The organism is Sphingobacterium daejeonense, from assembly GCF_901472535.1.
Taxonomy (GTDB): Bacteria; Bacteroidota; Bacteroidia; order Sphingobacteriales; family Sphingobacteriaceae; genus Sphingobacterium; species Sphingobacterium daejeonense.
Genome location: NZ_LR590470.1, coordinates 4,475,854 through 4,488,493, shown reverse-complemented (window position 1 = coordinate 4,488,493; position 12,640 = coordinate 4,475,854). Strand labels below are relative to the sequence as shown.

At 41.9% G+C, this 12,640-nt stretch carries 12 protein-coding genes; 6 read left to right on the top strand and 6 right to left on the bottom strand.

Annotated features, from left to right (window positions below; translation table 11 throughout):
- Nucleotides 1–242 precede the first annotated feature (242 nt).
- The 4 genes from FGL31_RS21335 to FGL31_RS24010 form a co-directional block, all read right to left on the bottom strand.
- Nucleotides 243–728: a hemerythrin domain-containing protein gene (locus tag FGL31_RS21335; protein WP_197734361.1), complete on the bottom strand. Its 486-nt coding sequence runs from the start codon at nucleotides 726–728 to the stop codon at nucleotides 243–245.
- Nucleotides 729–792: 64 nt separating this feature from the next.
- The gene (locus tag FGL31_RS24020; RefSeq protein WP_232047065.1) at nucleotides 793–1,302 is read right to left on the bottom strand and encodes a ferredoxin reductase domain-containing protein; all 510 of its coding nucleotides are present in this window, start codon (nucleotides 1,300–1,302) and stop codon (nucleotides 793–795) included.
- Complete coding sequence (locus FGL31_RS24015) at nucleotides 1,299–1,598, bottom strand: hypothetical protein (protein WP_197734359.1); 300 nt, start codon at nucleotides 1,596–1,598, stop codon at nucleotides 1,299–1,301. Before FGL31_RS24015 ends, FGL31_RS24020 begins: the two co-directional genes overlap by 4 nt.
- The gene (locus FGL31_RS24010; RefSeq protein ID WP_197734358.1) at nucleotides 1,579–2,025 is read right to left on the bottom strand and encodes a globin domain-containing protein; all 447 of its coding nucleotides are present in this window, start codon (nucleotides 2,023–2,025) and stop codon (nucleotides 1,579–1,581) included. The genes FGL31_RS24015 and FGL31_RS24010 overlap by 20 nt, the downstream gene beginning before the upstream one ends.
- Nucleotides 2,026–2,464: 439 nt before the next feature.
- Between FGL31_RS24010 and FGL31_RS21325 the strand changes: the two genes are divergently transcribed.
- From FGL31_RS21325 to FGL31_RS21300, 6 genes are all read left to right on the top strand, one after another.
- On the top strand, nucleotides 2,465–2,830 hold the full coding sequence (locus tag FGL31_RS21325) for a hypothetical protein (RefSeq protein WP_138094341.1): 366 nt from the start codon (nucleotides 2,465–2,467) through the stop codon (nucleotides 2,828–2,830).
- Nucleotides 2,815–3,900: an IS4 family transposase gene (locus tag FGL31_RS21320; protein ID WP_138094339.1), complete on the top strand. Its 1,086-nt coding sequence runs from the start codon at nucleotides 2,815–2,817 to the stop codon at nucleotides 3,898–3,900. The genes FGL31_RS21325 and FGL31_RS21320 overlap by 16 nt, the downstream gene beginning before the upstream one ends.
- Before the next feature lie 147 nt (nucleotides 3,901–4,047).
- Nucleotides 4,048–4,464, top strand: a complete 417-nt coding sequence (locus tag FGL31_RS21315) for a carboxypeptidase-like regulatory domain-containing protein (RefSeq protein ID WP_138094337.1) — start codon at nucleotides 4,048–4,050, stop codon at nucleotides 4,462–4,464.
- A 94-nt stretch (nucleotides 4,465–4,558) separates the two neighbouring features.
- Nucleotides 4,559–5,293, top strand: coding sequence for a DUF5686 family protein (locus FGL31_RS28515; protein WP_138094335.1), 735 nt, complete (start codon nucleotides 4,559–4,561; stop codon nucleotides 5,291–5,293).
- The gene (locus tag FGL31_RS21305; RefSeq protein ID WP_171017757.1) at nucleotides 5,208–6,464 is read left to right on the top strand and encodes a DUF5686 family C-terminal domain-containing protein; all 1,257 of its coding nucleotides are present in this window, start codon (nucleotides 5,208–5,210) and stop codon (nucleotides 6,462–6,464) included. The genes FGL31_RS28515 and FGL31_RS21305 overlap by 86 nt, the downstream gene beginning before the upstream one ends.
- Nucleotides 6,465–6,571: 107 nt before the next feature.
- Entirely contained in the window at nucleotides 6,572–7,342 is a 771-nt protein-coding gene (locus tag FGL31_RS21300; protein WP_138094331.1) for an enoyl-CoA hydratase/isomerase family protein, read from the top strand.
- 572 nt (nucleotides 7,343–7,914) lie between these two features.
- Here the strand turns inward: FGL31_RS21300 and FGL31_RS21295 are convergent.
- Nucleotides 7,915–9,510 carry a RagB/SusD family nutrient uptake outer membrane protein gene (locus FGL31_RS21295; protein WP_138094329.1) on the bottom strand — a complete coding sequence of 532 codons (1,596 nt, stop codon included), beginning with the start codon at nucleotides 9,508–9,510 and terminating at the stop codon, nucleotides 7,915–7,917.
- Nucleotides 9,511–9,527: 17 nt separating this feature from the next.
- A complete protein-coding gene (locus tag FGL31_RS21290; RefSeq protein WP_138094327.1) occupies nucleotides 9,528–12,479 on the bottom strand; it encodes a SusC/RagA family TonB-linked outer membrane protein in 2,952 nt (983 codons plus the stop codon).
- Nucleotides 12,480–12,640: the final 161 nt, after the last annotated feature.

Below are 12,640 nucleotides of genomic sequence, written 5' to 3'. Positions count from 1 at the left end.
CCAAGGTCAATCCCGACGCACATTGGCCGCCGCATTTTATCCATCCTTCCGCCACTGAAAATGAGCGGGCTGAAGAATGCAAGCCAGTTTGAGAGCTTGAAGGCCCTTTTAAAAAATGGCGTCTGTCATTCCTGAGCTTTAGCTCAGGAAACTATTTTGGAGCTATAATAGTTACAGAGTAATATTGTTGGTGGGGCCACCAACCCATGCCGCTGCCAAAAGAAGTGCAGCCAATTCTATGTCTATGTCTTATGTCTAATGTCTCCTAACACCCAAAACTCATCCTCCCACAGCAACTCCGTGATCGGATGGTCATGCTTTGAATTGATATACGCCATCTGCTCTTCCGAGGCCAAGGATTGAACCAATGGAAATAACTGACGTTCCTCCATCCTGATATGTGCCTCTAGCTTTTCCTCAATACGGTTCAGTGATTTCTCGGTGAAAGGTTCGTTTAGTATCAGTCGCTTTATTGCTCGGTGATCTGAAATGGCATCATGCACCAATTTATTGTCATTATCAAGTATAGGGAATACAAATTCCTCCTCAATGTTGAAATGCAAGTCCAATTGATGGCTCCACATTTTCTCCAAATATCGGCCAATCCTTTCTGGGTCAATCTCTAATTCTAATCCACGCCTTATCTTCCAGCATAAAAGCAATGCAAAATGATGCTCCTTGCTGAGAGGTTGAAGAGCCTTGTGTCTTTTAAGTGGTTTTGGTTCCATGGTTATTTTATTAATTGAAATATTGGCACCTCCTAAGGCGCCATTATCTAATACTGTATAAATACTAATTCAAGGATAATGATGCTGGTCCAAATTCCTCAAAGTGAATCGATGACGGATCCACACCAGCCTGCTTTAAATATTCATATTGCTTTCTTATAAATCCTGCAGGACCACATAGGTAATAGTTAGCATCATCCAACAAAATCTTGTCTTCGATCTGTTGAAGATCTACTATTCCGCATTTTATATTTCCGTTCTCAGCCTCCTGCTGCTCATAGAACAGGTGGTTCTGAAATGCTAAATTCGCTGCAGACAATTCCCTTAACCTGTTTTTAAAGGCATGAACCCGTTCATTTCTACAACCATGTACCCAAACAATGGGCTGATCGGTGTTTTTGTTGAAAATCAAATCTTCCACCATCGCCAATAATGGGGTCTGTCCGATTCCACCGCTGATGAAAACCTGAGGCTGACCTTCCTCCTTATTCTGCAATACAAAATTTCCTGAAGGTGAGGACAATTCAATGGTATCTCCAACTTGCACATGATCATGTAAACGATTGCTGATCATGCCATCTGGATGGGTACTGCCTTTTTCCTTCTTAACGGAAATTCTATAATATTCACCATTGGGAGAGTTTGAAACTGAATATTGTCTCGGTTGTAGCAAGTCCAGCTCTGCAGGAACAAACGAACGGAGATATATTGTCCCGGAAGATGCTCAGCAATTTTTCCGCCATCGGTAGGGTAGAGGTAGAATGAAGTTATTTCCTCCGATTCATTGACTCTATCTTTTACTGTAAATGGTCGCCAGCCAGTCCAACCTCCTGATTTTTTAACCTTATCATCATAAAATATGAGCTTCATGGCCCGACATAATCGCGGCCAACTGATTGTAGGCAATGGTCCATGCTTCAAGAAGCTCATCCGTTGCGCTTTCGCCCAAAACCTCTTTTATGGATGATATAAGGTGGTTGCCGACGATCTGATAATGCTCAGGACGGATATCTAAACTAGTATGTTTATGCCCAATATGGTCTACAACTCCCATTAATACAGATGGATTCTCAATATTCTCAGCATATGCCAGCACTGCCATTGCCAATGCCGTTTGTTGCTTTCCTGATTTTTGGTTACCCATATTGAAAACATGCTTAAGCTCAGGATTATGCTTGAACATACGCTCATAAAAATAACTGGTCAATAAAATGCCATTTTCTTTTAATACTGGTACGGTAGCTTTAATTAGTGCAATTTGTTGTTCGTTCATCACTTTGATCTTTAATTCTCTCAACTATTTAATTCTTAACTTCCTACAAAATTAGAAAACAAAAAAGACAAATTTGTCTTTTTTGAATATGTTACAAATGGACAGTGTTTTTCAGTTGTTGCAAACAATTGAAAAACAGGCATTTGGATGGCAATGTTTGGAAAAATGATTTTGGTCATTTGAAAAACGGAAATAACAAGACATAGTTCCCGTGCGGGGAATGAAAGGTTTGACTTGTCCGCTTACAGGCCATGGTTGGTGTCCGCACCAACCATCCATAGGAATAATGCCATTGCATGGCAAAGCTGGTGTTACTTTTGAGGCGCAAAAGTAACCAAAAACGCCTATAATAGTTACACCCCTATAGGGCAATGTCATTAAGTTAAGAAAAAAAATAAGGCCACAAATCACGTAAATGTTTAATTTTGAATTCACTACTAAACAAATCTAAACAAGCGTGTTTATGGCCGATGTAAAAATAGCACTTAAAATCATATCAGACCTAAAAAATTTTATTTCTATCTGTTTAGCAGATCCTTTGCTGCTCAATCTTTTCAGGAATTCCAAAACCCATTTCACCCGGGACCGCAAGCTCAATTTCGAGAGATTGGTCCTGCTGATCGCCAAGATGTGCAAGCGGACCCTCTCTGTCGAACTGGAAGGTTTCTTTGGTGAGCTGGGCAAGAAGATCAGTTGCTCGGTGAGTGCCTTTTCCCAGCAGGGGAGCAAGCTGAGCCCCCTTTTCTTCCTGGTCTGGAACCGGGTGCTCTGCGAGAGCTTCCTGCGCCATGCTTCGGGGATACCCGGAGATGGATGGGCTACCGCCTGATCGCAGTTGACGGCTCCAACCTTGCCCTGGTGAACACACCTTCCCTGCAGGCCCACTTTGGCGGCCAGAGCAACCAGAACTCCAGCTTCGTGCAGGCAAAGACCTTCTATCACTACGATGTGCTGAACGACCTGGTGACCCATGCCTGCATAGCCCCATACCGGACCAGCGAGCTGACCCTGGCCTCTCATTGGATCGAGGAACTGCCCGTGGACTCCATTGCCATCTATGACAGGTACTATTCGACGTTCAAGATGTTCGCGCTCCATAGCTGGCAGGAGAGCGAGCGCAAGTTCGTGATCAGGGCGAAGGATTCGCTGGAGTTCGTCAAGAGGTTCCTGAAGACGGGAAAGGTTTCCCAGGTCATCGAGCTTGCCCCAACCCAGGCCTCCATCAGCGGCCTGCGCCAGAGCGGGTTCGCCACGGACAGCTCAACAAGGATCCGCATACGCTTGGTCAGGGTAGAACTGCAGTCGACCACGGAGGTGATCGCGACCAACCTATGGCAGGAAGAGGGGTTTGAAAACGATATGTTCGGGGACCTGTACTTCAGGCGCTGGGGAGTGGAGACGAACATCTCCAAACTGAAGAATACCATGCAGATGGAATCCTTCAGCGGGCTGACGGTGGAATCCGTCGAGCAGGATTTCTATGCAACGGTGATGATGTCAAACCTGCATTCGATACTGATCAGGGATGCCCAGGTCCAGCTCGACCGCGATACGTCCACGAAAAAAGTACCCCCGAAAGGTCAACGGGAACAAATCCTTCGGAAAATTAAAGGAAAACCTGATAGCCATCTTTTTCAAAAACAGGGAAAGGGAAATCCTCAGGGAGCTCACGGCCTATTTCCTCAAGGACACATTGCCCATCCGAAAAGGGAAGATCGTTCCCAAGGCAGCTTAAGACCTCGAATAAAAAGTGCAAGCACAGGACCTACACAAACTACAAACCGGCATGATAAAATCCTTAACTTAATGACATTGCCCTATAGGGTTGAATGGCGTAAGGATATTTTCAGTGGCAGGTGGGGACACCAGCCATGGCAATGGGTCACCAGCCACGGCTAATTGGACTTCAGGAATGGCTAATGTGTTACCTTCAAGGGCATGGCTTAATACAAAATTCACAAAAGGGAAACATATTTTTTCCCTTTTTTCGTTTAATAATTTGAACTTTCGCAACAAATTGTATCTTTATAAAGTTCAGGTTTAATTATGAGAAGTGTTCCTTCCTTCTATTTGTGGTGTGCATTCGTGTTTGTTTTTTGTTTAACGGCTAAATCATCGTTGGCCCAATCCGTTGTTTCCGGAAAAGTACAATCAAAAGAAACAAAACAAGCAATCCCTGGAGCTACCATTTCTGACCTCAACAGCAAAAAAGGTACCTCATCAGATAAAAGCGGAAGCTTTACCCTCAAACTGGACTCAAATGCAAAGCAAATCGAAATCCGGGCAATGGGCTATAAACCCATTGTCGTCCCGCTTCCAATCAGACCTGGAAACAATGTTTTTGAATTGGTCGATGAATCCAACCGTATCGAAGCGGTATCGATAAGCCATAAAAAGGAATATAGCAACAAGAACAACCCTGCAGTCGAATTGATCGACCTCCGTCATCCGAAACAAACATAAAAACAGGCTTTCAGGAAAGGATAGCCTCGAGTTTGACCAATATGATAAACTTAAATTCGGACTCCTAGATCCCAAAATATCCGGTAAACAAGGAATGCTAGGATTAAACTTCCTGTTCCGAAACATCGATAGCAGCAGTTATGACGGAAAGAAATTATTATCACTCTATCTGGAAGAAACCAACGCCAAAGTGTTTGGCAAAAAGAACCCCTCAAAATTTAAAAGGGTAATTACCGCCCAGAAAAAGACAGAGTTTGACAAACGATATATCAACAACCCCAATATACAGGAGTTCCTGAACTTTATGTTTCAACAGGTCGATGTATATGATGAAAGTATCTATATCCTAAACAAGCAGTTCCTAAGTCCTATCGCCGACAATGGGAAGATATTCTATAAATATTATATCACCGACACCATCTTTAATGATGAAGGTTATTTCATACAGTTGCGTTTTGAACCGCGCAATAAGACCGATCTGTTGTTTAAAGGTGTACTCCAAGTGAGCATGGATGGTTCTTATGCCGTAAAACAAGCTAACCTAAAGATCGATAAAGAGTCCAACCTGAATTGGGTGAAAGAAGGTGAAATCAATTTCCATTACCTCAAAAATGACTCTGGAATTATGCTAATCGATAGTACTCGTACATTTCTAACCTTTGGTGTTCGAAAAGGCGAGTCCATATTTGCTGATCGTGTTAGTGTAAACAATAATTATAAGCTGGGCGAAAAATTTCCTGCCGATGTTTTTGCTGGCCCCACCTACGGAAATCTTGCCCCAAGCAGGGATAACTATTCCCGAACGGCCAATTGCCTTAAATCAAGCTGAACAAAATACATATAGAAACATTGAAACTCTAAATCAAAAGAAAAGCTTCAAAACCCTGATGGCAGTTGGTTACCTGCTTTCTCAAGGTTACTATAATCTGGGGTTGTTTGAACTCGGGCCTCTGGAATATGTATATAGCCAAAACAATATTGAAGGAAACAGATTTAGAATCGGTGGCCGTACCACTCAAGCATTGACGGATAAAGCATTTTTTGAAGGTTATATTGCATATGGGCAAGATGATGCAAGATTGAAATACTTTCTTCGGACAGCAGTATCCCTGAATGGTAAGTCGATAGTTACCTTTCCGGCACATTATATCGAAGGGTCTATTCAAAATGACATCATGGAGCCTGGACAACAGATAGGATTTCTAAAAGGAGATAGTTTCTTCCGTTCTATACGAAGAAACCGTCCGACTAAATGGTTTGATACCCGCGCTTATCAATTGCAGCATGTCTTTGAATTTGGCAATCACTTTAGCATCAGCACTGGATTTACCCATAGAAACCAAAATACAGTAGGTGATCTTAGGCTAATCAACTCTGGCAACCCAGATCTGTTGCTGACCCATATACAGAGCAATGAAGCTCACATTGATTTTAGATGGGCACCATTCGAAAAATTCTACTACAGAAACTTGACCCGCAAAACTATTATTGAAAAACATCCGGTTTTCAATATTATGTATACCCATAGTTTGGATGGTTTTTGGAACACCACGTATAAGTACGATAAGCTGACGGCTTCTGCATCCAAGCGTTTTTTCCTGAATCAATTGGGGTTCGCTGACCTAAAGGTAACCGGTGGTAAGATATGGGGAACCCTACCTTACACCATGTTGGAACTTCCGAATGTTAAACAAAAGGAAGACCGCCATACCGTTGATTTCGATATGATGAACCCTATGGAATTTGTGGCCGACAAGTATTTAAAGGTTAAGTTTTACCACCAAATGCAAGGGTTCCTGTTCAACAAAATTCCGCTAATCAAGAAATTGAACCTTAGGGAAGTGTGGGGAGCACAGATGTTCTATGGTCAGTTAAGTGACAGGAATAACCCGTATATTAGTAATAATGTTGTTGAGTTTGATACCAATAAGGAGGGGCTGACATTGACTCACGTTCCAAACAGTGAACCTTATTGGGAAAGGAATTGTTGGGATCGATAATATTCTGAATGTTTTAAAGGTAGAATATGTAAAGCGACTTTCCTTTAACGTCCTTCCAAATGTTAACAATGACCGATTTAGAGTTTCAATAAATATCAATTTCTAATATGAGTTACCAAAACATAAAACTTGAAATAAAAGATAAAACTGCATGGATTACCATTGATCGGGAGAGCAAGTTAAATGCCCTGAACAAGGAAACCATCGGTGAGTTGAAATCTGCAGTTGAGGAAGCTGAAAATGATGGATCTGTACGGGGTTTGATTATTACCGGTTCGGGACAGAAAGCCTTTGTTGCGGGTGCGGATATACAGGAGTTTTTGGGAAAGAGCAAAGAGGAAGCTATGGCCCTTTCGGAATTCGGGCATGAGCTAATGGACAGGATAGCAAATCTTTCTAAGCCCGTTATTGCAGCGATCAATGGCTTCGCATTGGGCGGCGGATTGGAGCTCGCTCTGGCATGCCATCTTCGTGTCGCTTCCAACAGTGCCAAAATGGGCCTGCCAGAAGTGTCGTTGGGACTGATTCCGGGATATGGAGGGACGCAAAGATTAACTGGACTCGTTGGAAAAGGTAAAGCCTTGGAAATGATCCTGACCGGCGATATGATCGATGCGCAGGATGCCCTGCAGTGGGGATTGGTCAATAAGGTGGTCGAGTTGTATGAACTGGAAGAAACAGCTCAAAATATCCTCAACAAAATATTCTCACGTTCGAAAACTGCGGTCGCAACAGCTATAAAGACTGTAAATTCTGGTCTTGATAAAAACAAGGATGGCTTCAAGGAAGAAATAGATGCCTTTGGTGTTTGTTTTGGCTCCGATGATTTTAAAGAAGGTGTATCCGCATTTTTGGAAAAAAGAAAAGCTAATTTTTAGTCTTCAAGCCGTGGCTGGTGTCCCCACCAGCCACTGAAAAGACATATCACGCCATATCGCCCCAGCGAGGCGGAACTATAAAATGCTGGTTTATAAAACCAATAGCCCTCTTCGTAACAAAACGATGCTTGTAAATCGCCTAGGCATATTATCAAACATGTCACACCTATGGCGTTAATTTTTGGTTGCTATTCATTTTCTATAGATATGACATGCCGCTGGCATTTAAGAAACATATAACACCTACGGCGTATAATGCCGCTGGCATTGTATTAATTGATGGTTGGTGGGGACACCAACCAGGGCGGTAGTAGGGTCGCCAACCAGGGCAATTGTGGAGACACCAACCATGGCGGTAGTAGGGTCGCCGACCAGGGCATTCGTGGAGACACCAACCATGACAGACTTGGGGTCACCAACCATGGAGATGTGACTTCTACCAAAACTTTTTTGTGAATGTATATTATGGGTTGCGATATTCAGTATAAATAAAAACCAGCCCATTGCGGGCTGGTTTTCCTTATTATTGATAGGATTACTATAAATCTAAGAATCTACAATTAAAACATCATTTAATATCCCGCATTCTGAACCAAGTTTGGTTCAACTTTAAGGGTACTTTCATGGAAAGGCCATTTATATTGGTTGTTGGTAAACCTGCGGTCTTCGATTTTAAGTGATTGAAGTACATTGTTAATCCTGCGCGTATGGCCCATGGCAGGTTGGTTTAACACCTTGTCTGCAATCTTCCAACGAATGATATCGTCATACCTAATTCCTTCACCTGCAAACTCAATCCTTCTCTCATTTCTGATGAGGTCAATCCATTGCTGTTTAGATTTGGCTGTTAATTTAACATCTGCTTCGGTCATGTCCAAGCCAGCTCTTTTACGGATGTTGTTGATGCAGTCTTTAGCAAGTTCATCTGGCTCACCGGACATAATTTTCGCTTCAGCATAAGTCAACAGAACTTCTGCGTATCTAATCAATGGAAAATTCATGTTCCCACCTGACCTGAAGGCATCGGCTTCGTCAACAAATTTCTTGAACCAATAGCCGGATTTGCTTCCTCTTAATTGTTGGTAGTACATTGGGCTGTTGGGATTATAGATATCGATAACCTCACCTGCAAAATTGTCGCCATGTCCAAAAATACTCTGTGCATAACGGGGATCCCTATTTAATTTTGGATTCAACTCATACTCTTCTTTTGAATGCAACGGGCATTGGTCAATTGGTTTTCCTTGCAAAGTCCAGTAGCTATCCACTAAAGATTTGGTTGGAACTAGGTATGATTGACCTTTTCCGGTTCTGTAATGTGGGCCCAAATGTTCAAAAGAAGCCGTAGCTGAGTTGTCATGACTCTCCATGTCAAACTTGATGATAAACTCCTTGTTGGTTTTATCGGCTTTGTAACCAAACATATCCCCATATTTAGAGTGAAGCTTAAATTTGCCTGAATCCATGATTTCCTTAGCCAATTTAGAAGCTAGATCATATCTTTCGTAATATAAGGCGTATCGCATTATGATGGCCTTGAAAGAATATCTATTGAACATATAGGCGTTTGTCGTCCCTTCAGTTTCTGGGAGTCTGGAAGCGATTTCCTCAGCCATAGGGAATAATTTGTCCAGGATCTCTTGTTTAGGAGTCGCAGGTTGTTTTGCGGTTTCCAAAGTTGCCGGCTCCAACACAAATGGAACATCACCCCAATGACCGACAATCCTGAAGTAATGCCAAACCCTTAATGCTTCCAATACACCTTTGTATTTTTGGCGGACTGCTTCATCCTCCACGTAAGGGATGTCTACATTTGCAATAAATGTATTCAAACGGCCAACGTGCTTGTTGAACAAAGTCCAATAATACTCCGCCGCTCTGGAATTACTATTATAGTTGCCATTGGCCATGATCCCATGGTGGTCTGTTTCGATTCGGGCATAGCCATTGTCCGATCTACCATCCATCATATAGAATAAAAGTCTTCTTTCGGTTGGATGTGTAAATACATCCCTATAGCTGCTGTAAACAACCCTCCTCAAATCTTCTTCCGTATTGAAAAATTCCTGGAAATTGGTAGCTGTTGGATCTCTTTTGTCAAGGAATTTTTCACAGCTGGTCGTTCCTAAGGATGTTATTAATGCTATTGCAAATATTGTCTTTTTCATTTTGTTAAAATAAGTGGTTAAAATATGGTTGCTCTTACTCCAAAACTGTAAGTTGCCATTCTTGGGTAAACTCCATTTCCTTGGTTTTCAGTTTTGGACTTGTCCAATCCTCGTTCGGGTTCAAGCCCTTCCCATTTAGTAAAGGTAAAGGCATCCTGTGCATTCACATATAACCTGATATTCTTAATGCTCTTTCCTATACCAGGAAATGTATAGCCCAATTGGATCATTTTGATCCTGAAATAAGAAGCATCTCCCAGCCATACGTCACTCAAATAAGCATTAGAACTGTTTCCGCTCCAAATCCTTGGGAAACGGGCGTTCGGATTAGATTCCGTCCAGCGGTTGTCTGCATATTCCTGTCGTGGTGTGCCCAAGGAGTTGCTGTCACCGTCTACGAATACAGGATACCCTTCCATACCTACCAATCTTCCATTTCTTTTCCCTACACCTTGTCCCATGACGGAGAAATCCCAGTTTTTGTAATTCAGGCCTAAGTTGATAGAGTAATTCATGTGAGGAAAGGGGTCGCCCAAATAAGTACGGTCCTGATCGTTGATGATGCCATCACCATTTTGGTCAATATATTTGATATCACCTGGAAGGGTGTTAGGTAATTTAGCGGCAGTATTCTCCACTTCATCAGCATTCTGGAAGTAACCGTTGCTTTCAAATCCATAATAGTTGTCTATAGAAGTTCCATTGTACCAAATTTTGTCACTATCTCCTTTGAATATTAGTGTATCAGAATTGCTATAACCAGCTTTCAATACCTTATTGACATTATCAAATAACATGGCGCTCACGTTGTAGGAAACCTTTCCAATTTTATCTGACCATTTTGCTGAAAGCTCCCAACCTTTATTTTGAACTTCACCGATATTCACGGCAGATTCTAATGAATTTGATCCAGTCAATGGAGGCACCGGGAAGTTGTCATAGATTAAGTCGTAGGAGAATTTATCGTAAACCTCAGCAGTGAATGACAATCTATTGTTCAGGGCAGTCAAATCCATACCGATGTTCCACTGTTTTTGTTTCTCCCATGAAAAGTCAGGGTTAGGGACACGGATGGTCCAACCCCAGTTGTTCACAATTTCTTGCCATAGATAAGGAGCGACATTTTCATTGCCGATCAAACCATACGAGGCGCGGAATTTCAAACTGTTAATTGCTCCGCTTTCATGGAGGGAATTGAAAAATGACTCATTGTGAATGTTCCATGCAATTGCCGCTGAGGGGAAGAAGCCCCATTTATTTCCCGGAGCAAATTTGCTGCTACCATCAGACCTTCCGGTTAACTCCAAAATATATCTGTTGTCAAATGAATAGTTCAATTTACCAAAGAATGAAGCTTTATTTTCTTCCCTATAGTCGGTATAGGTAAAACTCATCATTTCTGTGCCCAGGGTAAAGTAAATTTTATCTTTCCCTCCACGTAGATCTTTGGTATAATTTGCCATAGCACGAGCGGTCAATTGAGATGAGCTGACTCCCTGATCAGCCGTTACAGAATTGTTCCAGATGGTTACTGGCGCGCCATCGCCATCAAAAAATTTAAAAGTTCTTCGCTCGGCTTTATTAGCAGATTTATTGATCATGTAAGACACATTACCTTCAATGTTCAAATTTTTGTTGATGTTGTATCGAGGTCTTAGATTGATTGTGCTGCGATCATATAAATAATTTTTAATACCTCCTTTTGCAATAGATGCCAAAGGGTTCATGTTATTGTGCAGAATGTAATGGTCGGGAAGATCTGATCCTTCATAGAATATTTGTTGAGTAGGATTCATTCTCCAGGCTATCTGATAAAGACCGTGGCCATTGTCATTGGCCATAAGGCGGTCTACCTGAAGTCTATGTGCATAGAAATCAGCCAATAGCACAAATTTGTCAGCAATATTAATGTTTGTATTGAAACGAGCGGAGAATTTTTCTGTTCCTTCTATATCATTCAATCCCTTTTCTCCGATATGGCCCAACATCAGGTTGAATGTACCAACGCCCCCTCCGCCGGAGATACTTGCGGTTGTATTGTTCGCGAAAGCATTTCTTGTCATTATTTCATCCAACCAATTCACACTTTTGGTCTCTCCGCTTTCTGCCCTTCGGATATCTTCATCAGAAAAAAGGAGCGTTTGATTTTGATGAGCTCGCGTTTCGTTGTTAAGTTTCATGTATTGAGCTGCATCGACCCAGTTAGGGAGGTCAATAGGTTTGCTGAAAGCGCCCCACGCATTTAGGTCTACCTTGAATTGGCCAGTATAACCGCGATTTGTTTCCACTATAATTACCCCATTTGCACCCCGAGATCCATACATGGATGTTGAAGCCGCGTCTTTTAGGACAGTCACACTTTTGATTTGATTTGGGTCCAGGTCTGTTATGGACTGCTCCATTCCGTCAACAATAACCAGTGCGTCTGCATTTTGGAGGGTACTGATACCACGGATAGAAATGGTGCCCGGTACTGCACCTGGGATATTTGATCCTTGGAGCATCGTGACTCCCGGGATTGTGCCAGAAAAAGCTTCCTGCATCTTAAAAATCGGCCTTGTTTTCGTCTGTTCCATATCAAGAGTCGCTACAGAAGACGCCACGTGTTGCTTTTCAACCTGGGAATAACCTACTACAACGATTTCATCAATATTTTCTTTGTCATTTTCTAAGATGATGTTAATGAAATTTTTTTCTTTGGTAGCCGCTTCCTGAGTTATAAATCCAATGCTCGAGAATATCAAAATCCCATCTTGTGGAATATTGATTTGAAATTCACCCCCTGAGTTGGTTTGAGAACCAATGTTTGTTCCCTTAAGAAGTACCGAAACATTAGATAATGGTACGTTGTCTGCAGTCCGCACTTTACCGCTTACCGTTCGTTGCTGGCTAATTGCTGTGAAAGAACAGCACATGCAAATGAGCAATACAAAGATTGACCTCGCTGTGTTTTTCGAAGTTAAATTCATGGATAATTAAGGTGTTATAGGTTATAAAATATTATAAAATTGAATTGATAAGTATAGGTTTTTCATAAGTTCTACTGTAGTGTTGGCACAAAGGTTAACTTTTAAAGTTAAGTAATGGTTATATAATGGTTACTAAGTTATTAAATTATATATAATTGTCT

Coding starts and splice junctions, on each gene's coding strand:
- FGL31_RS21305 (WP_171017757.1), top strand. CDS start 5,208: ATGTTTTTGCTGGCCCCACCTACGGAAATCTTGCCCCAAGCAGGGATA.
- FGL31_RS21315 (WP_138094337.1), top strand. CDS start 4,048: ATGAGAAGTGTTCCTTCCTTCTATTTGTGGTGTGCATTCGTGTTTGTT.
- FGL31_RS24020 (WP_232047065.1), bottom strand. CDS start 1,302: ATGATCAGCAATCGTTTACATGATCATGTGCAAGTTGGAGATACCATT.
- FGL31_RS21320 (WP_138094339.1), top strand. CDS start 2,815: ATGGGCTACCGCCTGATCGCAGTTGACGGCTCCAACCTTGCCCTGGTG.
- FGL31_RS21325 (WP_138094341.1), top strand. CDS start 2,465: ATGGCCGATGTAAAAATAGCACTTAAAATCATATCAGACCTAAAAAAT.
- FGL31_RS21300 (WP_138094331.1), top strand. CDS start 6,572: ATGAGTTACCAAAACATAAAACTTGAAATAAAAGATAAAACTGCATGG.
- FGL31_RS21335 (WP_197734361.1), bottom strand. CDS start 728: ATGGAACCAAAACCACTTAAAAGACACAAGGCTCTTCAACCTCTCAGC.
- FGL31_RS28515 (WP_138094335.1), top strand. CDS start 4,559: ATGCTAGGATTAAACTTCCTGTTCCGAAACATCGATAGCAGCAGTTAT.
- FGL31_RS24015 (WP_197734359.1), bottom strand. CDS start 1,598: ATGAAGCTCATATTTTATGATGATAAGGTTAAAAAATCAGGAGGTTGG.
- FGL31_RS21295 (WP_138094329.1), bottom strand. CDS start 9,510: ATGAAAAAGACAATATTTGCAATAGCATTAATAACATCCTTAGGAACG.
- FGL31_RS21290 (WP_138094327.1), bottom strand. CDS start 12,479: ATGAATTTAACTTCGAAAAACACAGCGAGGTCAATCTTTGTATTGCTC.